This is a genomic window from Myxococcales bacterium (assembly GCA_016706225.1).
GTDB lineage: Bacteria > Myxococcota_A > Polyangia > Polyangiales > Polyangiaceae > JADJKB01.
Genome location: JADJKB010000024.1, coordinates 241,502 through 259,284 on the forward strand (window position 1 = coordinate 241,502; position 17,783 = coordinate 259,284).

At 66.7% G+C, this 17,783-nt stretch carries 17 protein-coding genes and 1 pseudogene; 6 read left to right on the top strand and 12 right to left on the bottom strand.

Annotated features, from left to right (window positions below):
- The first annotated feature begins 10 nt into the window (after positions 1 to 10).
- Both IPI67_36905 and IPI67_36910 read left to right on the top strand, forming a co-directional pair.
- Complete coding sequence (locus IPI67_36905) at positions 11 to 1,738, top strand: Hsp70 family protein (protein MBK7585755.1); 1,728 nt, start codon at positions 11 to 13, stop codon at positions 1,736 to 1,738.
- Positions 1,739 to 1,793: 55 nt separating this feature from the next.
- Positions 1,794 to 3,299 (top strand): hypothetical protein, encoded by a 1,506-nt coding sequence (locus tag IPI67_36910; protein ID MBK7585756.1) that lies wholly within the window; start codon positions 1,794 to 1,796, stop codon positions 3,297 to 3,299.
- A gap of 42 nt (positions 3,300 to 3,341) precedes the next feature.
- On the opposite strand, the pseudogene IPI67_36915 reads toward IPI67_36910, so the two are convergent.
- A pseudogene (locus IPI67_36915) lies at positions 3,342 to 4,277 on the bottom strand (IS630 family transposase).
- A gap of 360 nt (positions 4,278 to 4,637) precedes the next feature.
- Positions 4,638 to 5,240 carry a TetR/AcrR family transcriptional regulator gene (locus tag IPI67_36920; GenBank protein MBK7585757.1) on the bottom strand — a complete coding sequence of 201 codons (603 nt, stop codon included), beginning with the start codon at positions 5,238 to 5,240 and terminating at the stop codon, positions 4,638 to 4,640.
- 115 nt (positions 5,241 to 5,355) lie between these two features.
- On the opposite strand from IPI67_36920, the gene IPI67_36925 reads away from it, so the two are divergent.
- The gene (locus IPI67_36925) at positions 5,356 to 5,829 is read left to right on the top strand and encodes a cupin domain-containing protein (protein MBK7585758.1); all 474 of its coding nucleotides are present in this window, start codon (positions 5,356 to 5,358) and stop codon (positions 5,827 to 5,829) included.
- On the opposite strand, the gene IPI67_36930 is transcribed toward IPI67_36925, so the two are convergent.
- Complete coding sequence (locus IPI67_36930) at positions 5,826 to 7,235, bottom strand: ABC-F family ATP-binding cassette domain-containing protein (protein ID MBK7585759.1); 1,410 nt, start codon at positions 7,233 to 7,235, stop codon at positions 5,826 to 5,828. The genes IPI67_36925 and IPI67_36930 overlap by 4 nt on opposite strands.
- On the bottom strand, positions 7,232 to 8,587 hold the full coding sequence (gene hflX / locus IPI67_36935) for a GTPase HflX (GenBank protein ID MBK7585760.1): 1,356 nt from the start codon (positions 8,585 to 8,587) through the stop codon (positions 7,232 to 7,234). The genes IPI67_36930 and hflX overlap by 4 nt, the downstream gene beginning before the upstream one ends.
- A 633-nt stretch (positions 8,588 to 9,220) precedes the next feature.
- On the opposite strand from hflX, the gene IPI67_36940 reads away from it, so the two are divergent.
- Entirely contained in the window at positions 9,221 to 9,589 is a 369-nt protein-coding gene (locus IPI67_36940) for a hypothetical protein (protein ID MBK7585761.1), read from the top strand.
- A gap of 469 nt (positions 9,590 to 10,058) precedes the next feature.
- Here IPI67_36940 and IPI67_36945 read toward each other — a convergent pair whose 3' ends face one another.
- The 3 genes from IPI67_36945 to IPI67_36955 all read right to left on the bottom strand — a co-directional run bounded on the left by IPI67_36945 (position 10,059) and on the right by IPI67_36955 (position 13,073).
- A complete protein-coding gene (locus tag IPI67_36945; GenBank protein MBK7585762.1) occupies positions 10,059 to 10,706 on the bottom strand; it encodes an ankyrin repeat domain-containing protein in 648 nt (215 codons plus the stop codon).
- 99 nt (positions 10,707 to 10,805) lie between these two features.
- Positions 10,806 to 12,104, bottom strand: coding sequence for a hypothetical protein (locus IPI67_36950; GenBank protein MBK7585763.1), 1,299 nt, complete (start codon positions 12,102 to 12,104; stop codon positions 10,806 to 10,808).
- A gap of 234 nt (positions 12,105 to 12,338) precedes the next feature.
- Positions 12,339 to 13,073, bottom strand: a complete 735-nt coding sequence (locus IPI67_36955) for a hypothetical protein (GenBank protein ID MBK7585764.1) — start codon at positions 13,071 to 13,073, stop codon at positions 12,339 to 12,341.
- A gap of 178 nt (positions 13,074 to 13,251) precedes the next feature.
- Here IPI67_36955 and IPI67_36960 point away from each other — a divergent pair, with 178 nt between their 5' ends.
- Positions 13,252 to 14,049: an ATP-binding cassette domain-containing protein gene (locus IPI67_36960; protein ID MBK7585765.1), complete on the top strand. Its 798-nt coding sequence runs from the start codon at positions 13,252 to 13,254 to the stop codon at positions 14,047 to 14,049.
- Between the two features lie 392 nt (positions 14,050 to 14,441).
- Here IPI67_36960 and IPI67_36965 read toward each other — a convergent pair whose 3' ends face one another.
- The gene (locus IPI67_36965) at positions 14,442 to 14,957 is read right to left on the bottom strand and encodes a hypothetical protein (protein MBK7585766.1); all 516 of its coding nucleotides are present in this window, start codon (positions 14,955 to 14,957) and stop codon (positions 14,442 to 14,444) included.
- Positions 14,958 to 15,105: 148 nt separating this feature from the next.
- Between IPI67_36965 and IPI67_36970 the strand changes: the two genes are divergently transcribed.
- Positions 15,106 to 15,255: a hypothetical protein gene (locus IPI67_36970; GenBank protein ID MBK7585767.1), complete on the top strand. Its 150-nt coding sequence runs from the start codon at positions 15,106 to 15,108 to the stop codon at positions 15,253 to 15,255.
- Between the two features lie 171 nt (positions 15,256 to 15,426).
- Here IPI67_36970 and IPI67_36975 read toward each other — a convergent pair whose 3' ends face one another.
- The 4 genes from IPI67_36975 to IPI67_36990 all read right to left on the bottom strand — a co-directional run bounded on the left by IPI67_36975 (position 15,427) and on the right by IPI67_36990 (position 17,412).
- A complete protein-coding gene (locus IPI67_36975) occupies positions 15,427 to 15,930 on the bottom strand; it encodes a nucleotidyl transferase AbiEii/AbiGii toxin family protein (GenBank protein MBK7585768.1) in 504 nt (167 codons plus the stop codon).
- Positions 15,923 to 16,165: a hypothetical protein gene (locus tag IPI67_36980; protein ID MBK7585769.1), complete on the bottom strand. Its 243-nt coding sequence runs from the start codon at positions 16,163 to 16,165 to the stop codon at positions 15,923 to 15,925. Before IPI67_36980 ends, IPI67_36975 begins: the two co-directional genes overlap by 8 nt.
- A 250-nt stretch (positions 16,166 to 16,415) precedes the next feature.
- Positions 16,416 to 16,877, bottom strand: a complete 462-nt coding sequence (locus IPI67_36985; protein MBK7585770.1) for a thrombospondin type 3 repeat-containing protein — start codon at positions 16,875 to 16,877, stop codon at positions 16,416 to 16,418.
- 385 nt (positions 16,878 to 17,262) lie between these two features.
- Positions 17,263 to 17,412: a hypothetical protein gene (locus IPI67_36990; GenBank protein MBK7585771.1), complete on the bottom strand. Its 150-nt coding sequence runs from the start codon at positions 17,410 to 17,412 to the stop codon at positions 17,263 to 17,265.
- Between the last annotated feature and the right edge of the window lie 371 nt (positions 17,413 to 17,783).

Here is a 17,783-nt window from a genome sequence, read left to right on the forward strand (position 1 = left end):
AGGAGTGAACATGCCCGAAGGCACGTACATCGGAATCGATTTGGGAACGACCTACTCGCTGGTCGCCGTGGTCGAAGGCGGCGTGCCGCGCGTGCTCACAAACCGCCTCGGCGAGGTTCTCACGCCGAGCGCGGTTTCGGTGACGGAGGACGGTACGGTGCTGGTGGGTGCGCCCGCGCGCGCACGCGCCACGACCCATCCTTCTCGCACGGCGATGTGGTTCAAGCGCGACATGGGCAGCGACCGTAGCTACGACCTGGGCGGAATGAAGATGCGCCCCGAGGAGCTCTCTGCCTTGGTGCTGTCCGAGCTCCGCAAAGACGCCGAAGCGGCGCTCGGTCGGACGGTGGACGAGGCGGTGGTGACGGTGCCGGCGTACTTCGGCGAGCTGCAGCGGCGCGCAACCCGAGATGCGTGTGAAATTGCCGGGCTGCACGTCGAGCGCATCATCAACGAGCCCACCGCAGCAGCGTTGGCTTACGGCCTTCAGCATCGCGACCGAGAGCTGCGCGCCATCGTGCTCGACCTGGGTGGCGGCACTTTCGATGTGACCGTGCTCGAGATCATGGAGGGTGTGATCGAGATTCAGGCGTCCGCCGGGGACGCCCGGCTGGGCGGGGAAGACTTCGTGGACTGTCTGACCCAGCGGTTGAGCGGGCGCATCGCGCGTGAACACGGCCTCCAGGTCGCCCCGAACACCGAAGCTCATGCAAGACTTCGCGAGGCCGCCGAGCAAGCCAAGCTTGCCCTCTCCAGCACCGATACCGCGCGTATCGCCCTGCCCGAGCTCCGCGATGCAAAGGGAAATCAGAAGTCGGTCGAGCTCGAGCTCGACATTGCCGAAGCAGAAGAGGCGTGGAAGCCCGTGCTGGAGCGGCTCGAGCTGCCCATCTTGCGGGCGCTGCGCGATGCCTCTGCCGTTGCCGCAGACATCGACGAGGTCATCCTGGTGGGCGGTGCCACACGCATGCCCTGCGTCGTCCGCCTGGCTTCCAAGCTCCTCAAGCGCCTCCCGCTCCGAACCCTCCCGGTGGACGAAGCGGTGGCCTTGGGAGCTGCCGTGCAGGCCGCACTCAAGGCGGGGGATGTCGCGGTGGAGGACGTCGTGGCGACCGATGTCGCCCCCTTCACGCTGGGCACAGCGGTGGGTGAGCGCCTTGGGGACTCGCGCGTGGACGGCATCTACTCACCGATCATCGAGCGCGGCACACCCCTTCCGGCAAGCCGTGTGCAGACCTACGCGATGTCGGCGGATGGCCAGACTTCGACTTCGGTCGACGTGTACCAAGGGGAGCACGCGCGGTGTGAGCACAACCAACTACTTGGCAAATACCTCGTGAAGGGGATTCCGCCGGACCTCGCCGGAAAGCAGACGATTGCCATCCGTTTCACGTACGACCTGAACGGGCTCCTGGAGGTCGACACCACCATCGTCTCCACCGGAGTCACGCAGACCCTGGTGATCGAGCGCTCGCCCGGCCTGCTCAGCAAGGACGAGGTCGCGCGCGCGCGCGCGGCCTTCCAGCGCCTCAAGCTACATCCGCGCGATGCGCTACCGAACACCGCCGCCCTCGGTCGCGCCGAGGCACTCTATGTCGAGCTCACCGGGGAGGCGCGCAGCCGCCTGGGCGGTTGCATTGCCGATTTTCGCGCCGCGCTCGAGAACCAGGAAGGGTCGATCATCGAGCGCCGTCGGGAGATCCTCAAACGCCTCTGTCAGAGCCTGCTCTCGCGCTGAGCGCCCCGGAGCGTGCACCCTTGCGTAGCCAGCGTCCGCGCGCTCTGATGCAGAAATGACCAGGGGACGACGGTGGTCGGCAGCTTGGAGTCTGGCTCTCCTTCCGTCATTCGCGGCTCCCGGTGTGGCGTGGGCGGCCACGATTGAGGCCGCGTCGTGTTCCCAGTCCGAGGTCCAGAAGGCCATCGACGCAGCTGGCAACGGCGACACGGTGCACGTGCCGGCGGGCAAGTGTTCGTGGTCGTCGTTGAGCATCCCGAGCAGCAAAGGCATCACCCTGGCCGGTGATGGGGGAGGGGCCACGACCATCGATGGGGCGGCCGCCATCAGCGTCGCATCGAATGCGGCCACTTCGACGCGGATCACCGGCTTCACGTTCACCGGCATTGGCACCAACAATGCCGGAGACGTGAGCGTCGGCGGGTCGAGCACGTCGGCGCCCTACCGGATCGACCACAACGACTTCACCAACTCTGGACAGAGTGTGTTCATCGCCGTCAGCGGCAACGGCCCGGGGCTGATCGACCACAACACCTTCACCGCAGGCGGCGCCTCCGAAATCATCCACAACGTGGGGCTAGGGCCGACGGACGACTCCGGCTGGAAGGACGACGTGATCCCCGGGGGCCCCCAGATGGTCTTCATCGAGGACAACACGTTCAACAACACGGATACGACCTACATCTACTCGGCCGTCCAGTCCTACTACGGGGCGAGGACGGTCTTCCGTTACAACGTGCTGAATTTCGCGCAGGTCGATCAGCACGGAACGGCGGGCATGATCGGGGCTCGCTGGTTCGAGATCTACGAGAACACCTTCAAGCCGAACGGGTTGAATCAGTGTTGTTACGGTGGAATTCGCGCGGGCTCGGGCTTGGTCTTCGACAACCACGTCCTTGGCGCGCCGCAATGGGGGCCCGCCGGGTTCGACTTCTACGAAGAAGACACGGGCGCCTGGCCGCTGGCTTATCAGGTGGGCAGCGGCATCAACGGTCACACGGATCAGCACCCAGCGTGCACCTCGGCGAAGAACAGCAGCCCCGTTCATCTGTGGGGCAATGACCCCAAGATCGAGATCGGGAGTCAGACCGCCAGCAAGGTCGTGGAGGGCAGGGATTACGTCGTGTGGCCCGCGAAACCGGCGACGCTTTCAGGACAGCAACTGAGCGCGGACACCTGCGCTTCGACCTACACGTACGCTCCCTATGCCTACCCGCATCCGCTCGTCTCTGGCGGCAGTGATGCCGGCGTCGTCGATGGCGGTGGCGGCGCGCCGGACGCCAGCAGCAGCGGCGGCGCAGCGGGCAGCGGCGCAACGGGCAGCGGCGCGACCGGCAGCGGCGCAACGGGCAGCGGGGCAGCGGGCAGCGGCGCAACGGGCAGCGGGGCAGCGGGCAGCGGCGCGACGAGCGGCGGCAGCTCGGCCTCGGACCACGGCTGCGGCTGTCGGGCGGGCAGGACAGCACCAAGTCCGTTCGCGATCGTCGGCGTTGGCTGTCTCACACTGCTCGTGCTGGCGAGACGTCGACGCGGCCAGGCGCGGCGTACGCTGGCGTCCTAAATGACCGATCGCAATTCGCGTAGCGATTTGCGATCGGCTGCGTCAGGCCGCCCGCCGCAGCGCGAGGCCGCGAGTGTGGCGACGGTTGAAGTCATTGAGGAAGCGTCGGACATGGCGCATCAACTCGGGAAGTGTGACGCAGCGATGGTTCCTGGTGACATTGGCGTGGAGGTCGAGCCAAACGCGCTCGATGCGGTTGGCGTCCGGGCAGTAGGGAGGCAGGAAGTGTAGCTGGATCTTGTCGGCGAAGTGAGCGAGGACCTCGCGTGTGACCTTGCTGCTGTGGATGACGTAGTTGTCGACGATGAGGTGGATGGTGCGGGCTTGCGGGTTCTGCTCCACCAAGCGCCAGAGGAGCTTGCAGAAAGCCAGCTCGCCTTGCTCTCGGCGTCGACCCAGACGAGCTGGCCGGTTCGGGCGTCGAGAGCGCCGGCGATGTAGGCCTTATGGTTCTTGCCCGGCGTGACCACCCGGCGTTGGACCCCGGGGAGCATCCAGTCGCGGCCGATTTTTCGGGTTGAGGTGGATGTCGACCTCATCGCAGTAGAAGACGGGCTGCCGGGCAGATGCGGTCTCCGCCAGGCGCCGAAGCGCGCGAAGGCGGTGCTCGCGCTTGGCCTTGCGCCAGGGGCAGAGCACGATGGGCTTTGGGGCGCCGAGTCGCGCCCCGATCGCGCGCAGTGCGCGGCCCATGGTGCAAACGGCAATGCGGCCGAAGCCGCGCCGCTCCAACTCGAGACAGAGCAGCTCGCGGGTCCAGCTGGGACGTTCCCAGCCGAAGTCGAGGGGAACGCGCTCGAGCACCCGCCAGAGCTCGTCGCGGAAGTCAGCATCGACCTTGGGCGCCCCGTTTCCTTTGCGCTGGTCGTAGAGGCCGAAGATGCCCTGCTCGGAGAATCGATTCGCGGCCTTGACGACGGTCGAAACGGCAAGGTCGAGCGCACGAGCAACCGCGACGGTGCGCTGACCGCAGAGCAGCTTGTAAACGGCCTGAAATCGCAGGGCTGTGGCGGGGTCGCCACTGCTGCGCCCGATGTGTAGCAATCGTCGTCGTTCGTGTCGCGGCAAACGCGGTAAGATGCCCACGGAACCTCCGATGTTGGTTGTCTTGCAACTCCGTCATCGTCGATGGTTCCCAACTTTTCAATCCATCCCACGACGTTTTCCCCCTGAGGCCGCGCAGCGGCCGATTTGGGGGGGAAGCCCGCGCGCAGGCGCAGCCGAGCACGGGCGTGGGGGGGCAACTTCAACTCCTAACAGCCGTCCGCGATCGACAATCGCGACCGGTCATTTAGCGAGGGCGGCGGGTCTCTCGCTGGAGTGGAACGGCGCTCTTGCTCACTCGGCGACTGTGCGGCGCACGCGGTACCGAGCCAGAAACAGCTCTGTGATCGCTCGCACTCGACGGGCGATCTCGGCGTCGTCCAGCTGGCCCGCTTGGCCCATCGCGATCTTGATTTGCACGTGGCCGACGAGACCGGCCATGAAATGCTCAGCGGCAAGCTGCGTGTCTTCCACCTTCAGCTCACCCCGAGCCGTGCGCGCGGCAAGGAACTCTCGGAATCGCCCATAGGTGACGACGGGCCCGTGGGTCCAAACGACTCGAGAGAGATCGGGGAATCGGCCGTACTCCCCGAGGCAGACTCGCAGCAAGGTCACTGCACGCTCGCTGCTCACCCCCCGCAGCAGCAAGTGCGCGAACTGTTCGAGCGCTTGCTCCAGCGGCTGAGCGTCGTCGAGAACGGCTCCGACGTTCACCACCGACTGCGCGACCTGGTCCATGAGGCCAGCGATGAGGGTGTCCTTGGCGGGGAAGTACTTGTACAGGGTCGCCTTGGAGCCGCCGACATCCGCGACGATCATGTCCATCGTCGTGCCCGCGAAGCCGTGCTGAGAGAAACGCTGCAGGGCCGCGTTCAAGTAGCGCTCGCGACGGTCCATGGCGGGCGGAGCATGCCCATTCTTCGGCAGTTCGCGCGCGGTTTCGGGTTCGAGAGGCAATTTCGAGTTGAAGTGTACTGTACGGTACAGTACACAGTGTCAGCAAGGAGATTTCATGACCCAGAATGCCCTTCCAACCCAGCCGGTGATTCAGCGTGGCGCCGAAGTCGAGCGCATCAACTACTCCCCGAGCAGCCGCTTTCGCATGGTCTTCGATGGCGCGCCGGGGCTGCCGGACTTCTGTGAAGATCACGCCGGCCGTGGCGACAGCGCGCCCTTGCACCGACATCCGTGGGCGTCGTGGGAGCTGATCATCTCGGGCGAGGTGCGGATGGTGATCGACGGTAACGAGTACACGCTCGGCGCTGGCGACTCGATCTACGTTCCACCGAACGCAGCGCACACCTACGTGGTGCTCAGCGAGCGCGCCCACACGGTCGGAGTCAACTTGTCGGATGGGCGTTTTCCCTCGCTGCAGCGCCAAGCAGTACCGCTCTTGCAGGCCGAGGGCGGACCCGACATGCAGAAGCTGGTCATGCTCGCGAAGGAGCACTCAGTCGAGGTGCTCGGCCCGCCGCTCAAGCTCTAGGCAATGAGCCGCCGATAGTGCCGCACTCTCACGGCCCGCAAGAACTCGGCATCGTGACTCGCGATCAAGAGTCCGCCCGGCCAAGCGCGCAGCGTGGCTTCGAGTGCTGAGATCGCCAGCAGATCCAGATCGTCGGTGGGTTCGTCCAGAACGAGCAGCTCCACGGCTGGCCGCCGCTGAAACAGGCAGATCAGTGCTGCCCGGACCCGTTCGCCGGGGCTCAGCGAGGCGAGTGGACGCTCGGCCAGGGCCAACGGGAACTTGTGGCTCACCAGCAGCTTCGCGGCGTCGTCGATCGTGGAGGCTTCGGAGCCGGTGACCAGTCGCTCCAGAAGGGAGTCTGGCGAGCACCAATTCTCAGCGTTCTGGGCGATGAATCCGAGCCGCGCCGGCTCGGCTGAGACCTGTCCGGAGTCGGGCCGTCGCGCCCCCGCGATGATGTTCAAGAGGGTCGTCTTGCCCGAGCCGTTTGGACCGGTGACCGCCAGGCGTTCGCGCCGGATTTCAAGGCCGATTCCCTCGAACAGGCAACGGCCGTGAGCATGAGCCGAGACGCCCTTCAGCGTCACGATCGGCGCTCCGCTGTCCGCCGGAAGCGGCGGAATCACGACCTCCAGCGGCAACACCACCGAGAGAGCTCGTCGCGCCGACTTCGCCCACTCGCGCAGTCCGGAGATGCGTTCGCGTTGCAGGACCGCGCGGGTCCCCTGGCTCACCTGTTTGTAGCTGCGTTTTCCGTTGAGGCGGATGCGCGCCGGGCAGCGCCGGAGCTCGCGGATGCGTCCAACGTTCTTCTTGCGCGCGCGCCGACGTCGGACCGTCGCGTTGTGTTGCTCCTTGTCCAGCAGCCGCGCGAGATTCTGCACGTACTTCCGCGTGCAAGCGGCGTCCGTTCGCTCGAGCTCGTCGACCAGCTCGTCGAAGGTCCCCGTGAAGGCCTGGCAGCCGGACTCGGCGACGACGAAGAAATCGCGAAACTGACGCAACACTCGCCGGTCGTGGGTCATCACAATCAACGCTCCGCGCCACGTCCTCAGCCGCTCGACGAGCCACTCGACACTGCGCGCGTCGAGGTCGCGAGTGGGCTCGTCGAGCAGCAAGAGCGCGGGTCGGACCTGGAATGCGTCTTCGAGCGCCAGCTTGCGCCGCTCGCCTGGGCTGAGCGCGGTTGTCGACCCGAGGTTCTGTCGGACCAGGACTCGCCGGCCATTGCAGGTGACGAGGCCCTGGCGCGGCAGCTCTTCGCCCGACAGGACCTCGAGCAGCGTCGACTTGCCCACGCCGTTGCGCCCCACGAGAGCGACGCGGTCCGCTCCCATGCTCAGGCGGAGCTCGCGGATCAGGGGCCGCCCACCAGGAGCGTCGAGCCAGAGATCCTCGACCTTCAGGATCGGAGCGCGGCTCATGCGCGCACCCTCCCGATCAGCTCGTCGAGCTCGGCCAGGGTGCTCACTTCAGCCTCGATCCCGAAGCGCATGCCGGCCTCTTCGGGAGTTGTCTCGGTTACGCGGCAGCGTGCGTAGATGAGCTTCGTGGCGGCGGTCGCTTCGTAAGGGACAAAAACCGACCTCGACGCCCGCGTCTGGCGCGCGATCTTCAGCACGGACTCTCTGAGCCCCGAGACCGCGTCCCGGTCGTGGCTGCTCAGCGCCAGGTACGGGTGACCGTCGCTCCATTGTTCGAGGGTGCGCCCGTCGAGCGGCCTGTTCAGTAGATCCGCCTTGTTGAACACCAGGAGACGCGGGACCGCCTCGGCGCCGAGCCTGGTCAGCACCTGCCGTGTGGTCTGCAGGTGCACGTGGATCTCGGGATCCGCAGCGTCTATGACCAAGAGCAGCAGCGAGGCTTCGCGGATCTCGGCCAGCGTGGAGTCGAAGCTCTCCAAGAGCCGCTCGGGCAGTCGGCGAATGAACCCCACCGTGTCGCTGAGCAGGACATCTCCCCCGTGGCGCGTCAGGCAGCGCGCTGTCGTGTCGAGGGTCTCGAACGGACGGTCTCGGACTGACAGCTCCGCGCTGGTGAGCGCGTTCATCAGCGAGGTCTTGCCGGCGTTGGTGTAACCAACGAGCACAACCCGGTGGCATCGGGCGCGGTGTTTGCGCCGGCCGTCATCGGCATGTTGCAATCGCTCGAGCTCGCGTCGGAGGACCGCGAGGCGCCCGTCGAGTCGTCGAGCCAAGAGCTCCGATGCGGTCTCGCCGGGGCCTCGTGCGGCCGTCATGCCCCCGGCCTGCTGGTCCATGTTCAGACCGATGCCGCGAATGCGGGGTCGCAGGTACTGAAGGTGAGCAAGCTCCACCTGGATGCGCGCCCGCGTCGTTCGGGCATGACGCTGAAACACATTCAGGATCACCGCCTCGCGATCACAAACCGGCAGCCCCGTTGCGTCCTCCAGGTTGCGCGCTTGAGATGGGCTCAGCTCCGCGTCGAACACCAGCAAGTTCGCCCCACATTCGCGCGCGGAGTTTCCGATTCGGTTGGCAGTGCCGCTCCGGATCAGGGTGCGCGGGTCGGGCTTGACGAGCTCGTGCTCCTCCTGCCCCACGATGCTGTCGCCCTGGGCCTCGACCAAGCCCAAGATCTCCGCGAGATTGGTGGTTTGTCCGCGTAGCCGGACCGCCACGACGTAACACCGGTTGCCGTTGGCGCGCACGCTCGCTTCGCGTTCGGTCCAGTGTGTGACGAGGTTCTCCAGCCGCCCTTCGTCCGCGAGGGGCGCTTCTTCGTGCTCTTCGATGGGTGTCGATTGAAATTTCATGACGCATGACTCCGTGAGGGCGCACCTCCGCTCACGCCTGTTGCAAGCGGGGTCGCGCCGTTCGCGCGCGCCGGTCTCGCTCACGCCCCTGGCAAAAGCCGGGCGGAGAGGCCGTGCGCTCTTTGCTCGAATGATCCCGCGCTTCGGGCGCAGAGATCCGCTGCTCACGCGCCGGCAGAACGCCGCGCTAGAGCCCTGGTAATTCGATTCTGCCAGCGCCGGGCGCTCGATTGGAGCTGCCTAGCGCCTCGGAGAGGAGCTCGAATTAGACGAAGCGCGTGGAGAACGACATGGTGCCCGCATTATAGCCGGGCGCAGCGCGAGAGCAAGCATCGGTCTCGGAGTTTCCCCAACCGGTGAGCGCTTCACTGCTCGTACGCCCCGCGATCGACCGCGCTGCCCTGAGGGCGCGCGGCTCCCGCGATGTCCGTGGCGAGACTCTGGCCGAACAGGGTCTGGAAGGTTGCCCACGAGGCTGGGGTCACGCCGCTGTTCACGGCGGGGCTCGTGGCTTTTGTGTGAAAGTCTCCCGCGCTGGGCGCGACGAGCTGGGCGTCGGCCTCCAGGCACGCGCTGCACGCTCCCGCGAGGCCGCGGCGCTATTGGACGACGATGTGAGGAGGAAATTCACGCATGACGGCTCAAACCGAAATGCCGCAATCACGCCCCACCAAGCGCAACGCATTCGTCACCTGGCTCATTCCGAGCGTGTGCTTCGCGCTGGCCCCACCGCTCGGCGCGGCTCTGGGCACGACACCCTTCCGCCTCGCGCCGACCGCGGCGATTGTAGCCGGCTTTTTCATCATGCTGTTCACCAGCATCAGCATGGCCAAAGAGCTGATGACCTCAGACACCACACTCCCCGACCGCCTCGTGGCCCGGTGCGGCCGACTCTGCACGCTTCGTGCGGATGGCCACCCGTGCGACGAGCACATCGTGCGCCGTCACCAGACGGCCTTCCGCGCGGCGGCTGACGCACTCATCGAAGCGTCACTGCGCTGACGCCACTGCCCGTCGCGGCCGGCCTCGCACACACCCGCGCCCGGCGACAAACGTGTAAGCTCTCCGTGTACGCAGGCGAGCCACGGCAGCTACAACTGCTACGTCAGACGGACGACGACGGGTCGTGTGGCTGTCGGGCGGTCAGCGCTCGCCGCGCGCCAGGACGCAGCTCGCGCTCGCGCTCGCTCTGGCGCTGGTTCTCGGCCGGCGACGCGCAACCCTCGCCCGTCGCTGACGACCCAGCGCTCGTTCGCGCCTTCACCCCGCGCCGCTCCCGGACTCGCGCTACGCGCTCGCAGGCGCGCGCATCATGTCGACATCGACTCGCGACCGGGCAATTCTCGTGCGACGCGCACGTCGTGCTCCGTCACCGAGATGTGCATCGCTCCAGACGAGGGCCTCGGTGAACTCCGAGCGGATCCGGGCCTTCTCGAGCGCGCGTCAGTGCGTGTCCCCAAGCGAGAGCCCGCTACGAATCGGTCCATGAAGGCAACCAGAATGCTCTCGGACCGGGCTTCGCGGAGATGACCTCGTTGGCCCACAGCCGAAGTCGGAGCTCACCGACGAACCCTGAAAGGGTGAGCGTGACCCGTGCATTGCCAGTGCCTGCCGGCAGCGTCACGTGGCTTGCCGGCTCCGGTCGCAGCTCGATCTCAGTGCTTGCGCCCGATACGCGGACACGCACGTTGCCCGACGAGCGTGGAAAGTCCCTGCGTGCGACCTCCACGAACAGGTCCGCTCCTTCGAGCGTGCGCTCCCACTCTTCTGACATGGGCTCGCGCGGCGCGAGCAGGCGGCGAGCGCAAAGACCGCTGGCCTCCGTCGTCGCGTCCAGTACGAGGCTGAATCCGCTCCGTAGAAGCGCTTCGTGAACGGTGCGCGAGCGTGCGCTATCCCAGCAGTCGAATCCGTCCCGATGTTGGACGTTTGGGTTCGCTCCACTCTCGAGAAGCAGCCGTACTACTGCGATTTGCTCACCCTCGCACGCAGCCAAGAGCGCGGTGGTACCCGTGTGCTCGCAAGCCGTGTTCGGATCGAAGCCGCGCGCTAGCGCGTCGCGGACGACGGCGACCTTACCGGACTTTGCCGCGCTAAACAGCCCCCACGGATCGAGCATGCACCCGCAATCTACCCCATGCTCGAGCCGGCGAGCCATGACGAGTCGAGGTGCCAAAACCCTTCAGCGCGCGCTCATGACGACGACCCACGCGACCAATCATGGACACAGCTTCACCACCGGCACGGGAGTGTATTTGGACACGACCGTTCCGTCTCCCAACCGGCCGTCGACGTTCGCACCCCAGCACCATGGCGTACCGTCTCCCCTCAGAGCGCACGTGTGGTAGAAGCGCGTGGAAACGCGCGAGCCGCTCGGCCCGAGCGAGTCGATCAACACTGGCGTGGATTCCAAGCTTCCCCCGGCCGCTGCGCCGTTGCCCAGCTGGCCAACCGCATTCGAGCCCCAGCACGAGAGCGTTCCGCCTTGCTCCACGGCGCAGGAGTGAGTCTGCCCGGCGGCAAGCCCCACCACCGCCCCTCCCAGTGAGGTCACTTCGACCGGCGTCGCCGACGCGGTGCTGCTTCCAAAGGTGCCGTTCCCGAGCTGCCCGTCCCAGTTCCAACCCCAGCACGAGAGCTTGCCGGCGACGTTGATCGCGCAGTTATGACTCGTTCCCACGGTCACATGGGAAAAGTGCTGAGCGTCGGCCGGGATTTGCTCGGGAAAGGTCTTGTCGACGTAGGTCCCGTCGCTGCTCGTGATCGCGCCCCAGCACCACAGCGTGCCGTCGGTCTTGACCGCACAGGTGCGCTCGTCACCGGTCGCCACTTCGCTCACGCCCGAGGCAACCTGCGCCGGCAAGAGCTGGTCCGCCTTCGTTCCGACCCCCGCCTGACCGTGGGAATTGGCCCCCCAACACCAGAGGGTCCCGTCGACCTTCACCGCGCATGTGTAAAGGTACCCAGCGGAGACGCGGGAAACACTCGAGCCCAGCGCCGAGATCTGGACCGGCTGGGACGTGCCCACGTCCTTCGTTCCGTCGCCAAGCTGCCCTCGCCAGTTGGCACCCCAGCACCAGAGCGTACCGGCTGCGTCGACTGCGCAGGTGTGTCCTCCACCGGCGGACACCGTGGACACGCTCGGGCCAACCCCGTCCACGCGGACGGCCGTGATCCGCGTCCCCTTGGTGCCATCGCCGATCTGACCCGAGTCGTTGTTGCCCCAGCACCAGAGCGAGTGGTCGCCCTTCACGGCACAGGTGTGCTCCCAACCCGCAGCCAGCTGAAGCACACAGGCCCCGCCGCCCCCTGCGTCGAGCGTTGCTCCACCGACTCCGGCGGAACCGCCCGTGCCCGCGCTGCCGCCGCTGCTCGGCGAGTCCTGGGCGCTCGAGTCCGCGGCGATTCCGCCGTCGTCCTGGGCATTTTCTGTGGTCTGCCCACCGCAGCCAAGCACCGCTGCGAGGAGCCCCTGGGCAGTGAGGCCCGAGCGCCACGCCGGGGGACGCCGCCGCACTGCGAGGGTAGAGCCGGAGAGGCACACTTGCCCGACATCTTATCAGGAAGGTTGTGATTCGTTTTGCGTGAAGTGGGACCCCGGTACGTGCTCGGACGAACTCAACGCTGTGAATGCCGCATTGCATTGGTGACGAGCGTGAGCTTTCCCTGCGCTAGCGCTTCACCCGTCATCCCAGGCTGCGAAGATCCTGGGATGCCCCGAAGAAGGTGAGGGTGGCCAGGTTGCAACCTATCACTGACACTGCAGACGCACCGTGAAACCCGGATTGTACGTCGAGCAGTTGTAGCCGAACTCGGTCGCCTCGTAGGCAGTCGTGCAGCCTTTGTTCGTGGTGTGGAACTCGGAGCTGTTCAGCGAGGTGCTGGTGCAGTCGTCCTTGGACGCGTAGGAAGAGCACGTGAGTCCCGACCAGGCGCTTGGGCAATCTCCGGGGCCCGCGCACTGAAACCACCAGTAGCCGGTGGAATCGGCGCACCCCGACCAGCCCGCGGCCTTGCACAGCGAGTCACCGGTTTGGCCGGTGTTGCTGCACTTGACCGTCTCCGTGAGGAACACGCTGGTGCACGTGCCCGCCTTGCACTTGCTGTCGCTACCGCAGGCGGACAGATCGCAGTCGGGGTCGTCGCAGTCGGTCTTGAGGTCGCAGTCGTCGTCGCTGCCGTTGGTGCAGTCTTCGGTCGCTGGCGCGCAGCCTCCAGCGCCAGCGCTCGCGTCGCCCGCGTCACTCGAGGCGTCCGAGCCCGCACTGCCACCCGTGGCGGTCGTGCCGCCCGTGCCGCCCGTGCCGCCGGCGCCGTCCCCCCATGAGCCGTCCCCCAGTGTCGACCCGCCCGCGCCATCGGGGTTCTCGATGCCGGCGTCGTGGTCGTCGATCAGGCTGGGGTCGAGCTCGAGCTTGCACGCCGTCGCGAGGCCGCCGGCGACGAGACAGAGAGCAACGCCCACTCCGAGCCCGAATCGAGACACCACTCCAAATCACGATAGCAGCTCCCAGTGTGCGACGAGGCGCAACTCCGCGCTCAGCGAGATGGGCGGAATTGGCCCCCACGCCCGGCATCACGAGCCGGCGGGGCACGCTGCTTTCGGGCCGCGCCCCTCGGGCGCGATTCCCGCGGCTGGCATCCCTCTTGCTGGATTCAAGCGTGTGAGCGATCGCATCTACGAGCTCCGCGACGTCTGGAAACGCTTCGAAGAGACCCCAGTGCTCTCTGGCGTCGACCTCGTTCTGGAGCGCGGTGAGACCCTCGGGCTCATCGGACCTTCGGGCTCCGGCAAGAGCGTGCTGCTCAAGTGTATGATCGGGCTCCGCAGCATCGACTCCGGTCAGCTGCTGTTCGAGGGTGCGAGCGTCCCCGACATGAGCCCGGACGAACAGACCCGCATGCGCGGGCGCGTGGGCTTCCTGTTCCAAGCGGGCGCGCTGTTCGACTCGATGACCGTCCGAGGGAACCTCGAGTACAGCCTGCGCGAGCGGTTCTTCGACCGCATCTCCGAGCAAGAACTGCGGCAGCGGGCGGACTGGGCGCTCGAGGCGGTGGGACTCTCGCCGAGCGAGGGCGATACGATGCCGGCGGACCTCTCCGGCGGCATGCAGAAGCGCGTTGGCATCGCGCGCACGATCATCACGCGCCCGGAGGTGGTCCTGCTCGACGAGCCGACGCAGGGGCTCGACCCACCGAACGCGCACCGGATCTCGGACCTGATCGTGGATCTGAGAGCCCGGCTCGGGCTCACTGCCTTGATCGTCGCGCACGATCTCCGGACGGTATTCACGGTGTGCGATCGCGTGGCGTTCTTGGACGCCGGGCGGATCCAGCAAACCGGGGCACCGGCGGAGCTGGTGGAAAGCGACAACCCTGCCGTCCGAGACTTCGTGATCGGCCATCCTCCGGAGGAAGAGCTGGACCCGCGGGTGTCGCAGCCGCCGGAGCCGTGGACGTGACCCGACGAGCAGGGGAGCTGCGCGCCCATCGCGAACTGTTGCGCTTGGCCCTGACGCACGGGCTGCGGTGGACCGGCGACGACGCGCAGGCTTTTCGTGTTCGAATTCACTGCCCGTCGAGTTGGCGTTGGCTCGGTCCTACTCACCCATTCCCTTCGAGGCCAGCAGTTACTCCCGCGCAGCGGTCGTCCACCGTGATAGCGGCGACCTGCCGGTCATCATCGGCAGCGCGGTCGTGGGCGTCGTCGTCTTGACCGCAGTCGGCAACGCCGCACTGGCGCCGCGCGACCGCGGTCGGCGATTGCCGGCGGCCGAGTGCCGCGTTGGCGTCTTCGCCCGCGGGCGCGGAACGATAAGTTCGTGAGAGCCGGCGCTCGTCGGGAGCAATGCGGTCACGGTCGTTGGATCCAGCGCCACAAAACGTCTGGCTGAAACAGGCACATCCGTTCGCCGCGCACACACCTGCCGATCAGGGTCCAGACCTCGAGCTTGAGCGTGTCGCCACTACGCAGCCCGATGCGCCGGATTCGCCCGTGATGAACTCGAAGGTCCCAGGTCCCCGGGGCGAGCCGGAGGGCTGCGCGACCGGGAGTGCGGCCCGCGGGAATGCTGGCGCGTTTGGGCTGTCGCACGTCCTTCTGGCCGAGCCGCAGCTCGGGAATAGGTATTGCCTCGAGTAGAAGCGCGTTGACCATGGGCCGGCGAAGGTAGGCACCAAAACAGTTTTCGCTGTGGTCGTCATCGCAGCGGCGAGCGCGCCGCTCCGTATGCTCGAAGACGACCCGCGCCGTCTCGTCCGGGGACTCGAACGACGAGGGCGGACTCTGCGGGTTGCTGGGCGTGTTCGCGCCGAGTGCGAGCGTCGGGACCGAGCAGCACAACAAAAAGAGGCGCGCGCGGGAGCTCACTGAAGCGTCAACCCGGGGCCGGACGGTCGCATTCCTCGAGCTACATGACGAAACCGCGCTCTCCCGCGAGCGCGATGGCAGGGCCGCGCCCGTCGGGAGCACCAGTCAGGTGGACAGCGGTCTGGCCCGGCCATGCTAGAGAGAGGGTATGCGGCGTGTTGGCGCGTTGATTGCGGTGCTCGCAACAATTGCAGCATGTTCGGGGGAAGAGAGTGACGCCACCTGCCCGGGCAACGGCGGTACCGAGTGCGCCAAACACTGTGGGTCGGACGCCGTCGCAGAGGGATGGCACCGGTGAGCTCGCCGACTCTGCTCCAAAGCGACAGCACGCTCCGCGAGTCGCGCGGCCATCATGCTCGAGGAGCACGCTGCTAGCCTCGCACGATCGCTTTGGTTGGGCTAGACGCGCGCCAGCCCCGCGCCCTAGAGAAAGGGGCTCGCGCTGATTGCGAGCCCGTGGGCCTGCGGGTCATTCGTGGGTATCCCGAGCGCGGATTTTCGCGATGGCTTGCTTCAAGACGGCGGCATCCGCTCGGTCGCGATCGCGGAGACCTTCCTTGGTCAGCAGGAGCCCCTCGAGGCTCAGGACACGTAGCGGCACGCCCTCGAGCTCGACCTCTTCGACGTACGCCGAGAGCTCCCGCCACGAGTGGCCGCAAGCGGCGGGCAGTACGTCGACGGTGAACTCGTCGTTGACCCGGATCGCGTAGTTGCCCTCGCGTTGGAAGATGTCGGGATCGTCGGCCAGCTCCTTTGCGGCGGCGTCGGGAAGCCTCGATAAGGCAGCGACCCAGCTCGGCGTGTTGTCGGGCGCGGGATCGACGAGGATGTCGATGTCCTCTGAAAAGCGGACAAAGCCATGTGCTGCGATCGCATAGCCTCCGACGAGCGCGTAGCGCGCCTCGGCTTCGTTCAGGTACCGCGCGAGAGTCCGGAGATCGTCCCAAGTCGCTGGACGCGTGAACTCAGCCATGGCGTTGTTTGGCGGCCGCAACCATCGCCTCGACTTGCCAGCCGTCGCGGTCTCGGTTGGCGGCTTCGTGGCTCGGGTAGATGAAGAGGCCCTTTGGCGCTCGCGTCAGATACTGCGCCATCGCCGCGAGTGCCTGCCGCGTTTCCAGCGGAGGCAGTTGGTTTGCTCGCGGCGGTGTACGTTTCCCGATCACACGCAAGAACAGTTCGCCGGGCGCGTTCGAGGAGCGACGCATGGGTGCCCGGAGCGTAGCACGCCACTTGGCCGAGAGGGGATGCGTCGTCGCTCGCTCGACGCCCGCGGCGGGCGTGGCCTCCGAGACCTATAGTCGAGCGTTCCGTCCAGATCCCAGTCGACGCCGCCGAGCGTTTCCCAGCAATCCAAGCTGCCGTCCTTGTCGTGGTGCGGCCCATAGCTTCGACCCGTGCGCTTTTGCGGCAGCGAAAAAACGCTATCGCGACTGCCCAGGTCGACTCTCGCAACCCTCACTTCAGAATCGGCGGCTCGTAGATCTTCTTCGTGCCGGCGCCGCCGGGGAAGGAGTAGGTGTCGGCGCTGGCGTCAGTGCTGCCTCCCCCGGGGCGGTGCTCCCGGCGCTGACGCGCCGGTGCGCGCCGGCCTGCCCCCTCCTTGTCCGGCAAGCGCCGGCGGTGCTTCGAGTGACAGCGACGCGCGGGGCTGGGCTGCGTGGTCGCACACCGCAAGCAGCGCCGCCGGCGCTTGCGCGGACGGAGGGGGCGCGTCGGTCTGGGCTTGGCAGCGCGCGTGAGAGACCCGACGAACGTGCTCCGCTCAGTCGGGGCGGATCCCAGAGTGGGTCGAGGCGGATCAACGGGAACTGGCAAGTCACAGGCGTCCCCGACGCCGTCTCCGTCCGAGTCGGTCTGCGATGGGTTGAACACGGGGGAGCAGTTGTCCGTGCCGACGCCAACGCCGTCGCCATCCATGTCGTCAAAGAACGGTGGGCGCGGCGTCTCGTCCACCGACGTCAGCCGCACGCCGTCCAGGGCCTCGAAGCTCCCCGAAAGTTCACCTGGATGTTGGTCCAGTCGCCGTGGCTCTTGAGCTTGCTCGCAATGGCAAGATCACCGTTGATGTCCGGAGAGATGAACCCTCTCGGGGCCGTTCAGATTCCAACCGTGTACGGCGACGTTAATTTGGCGAAACACGGACAAGGAGGTGACTTCGACGGAGCGCACCTGCACACCTGCGTCCTCCCCACGTTGCCATTGGTATCGGTCGGGAAACCGGGCACCCCGATGCTTTCGTTCAGGTTCGCCTCGTCCAGGAGCAGAAGCTCGGCGCGCGAGTAGTCGAGGCGCCGCTTCGAATTCAGATCGGACTGGAGCTGTAGTTCATCACGCTCGGGTAGTTCGGCTTGTAGTTCAGGCTGTCCGCGCCCCCGTGTTCCAGGTGGAGCGTGTGGCCGAGCTCGTGCATGAAGCTCCCGGCGGGCTCGTCGAAGTACCACTTCGTGCTCACGTCAGCGACGTTTTCGCCGGGCAACGACACGACGAAGTCGTTGCCGCCAAACTCGGCGCACCCGGATCTTGTCGCCCCACCCAGCAAGCCGTGAACCCAGAGGTTGTAGCGGAATACGCTCGCCTTGGCGACCTCCCCGAAGTTAGGACTGATGCTACGGGCTCGCGACTCGAACAGTCAAGGACGCATCACGGTGAGTGTCCGCGTTGGTGAGCGATCATCCGACATCACGTTGCGTCATTTCACTTCGCTTGGTCAGTGTTGCAGGGCCTCGTGATTCCCCGCGCATGCGCGGCTGCGCGCCGCTCCTTGGCGCCCCGCGCGGGCGCTCAGCTGCACCTCGCCGCACGGCGCGCCCGTATCATTGGTGC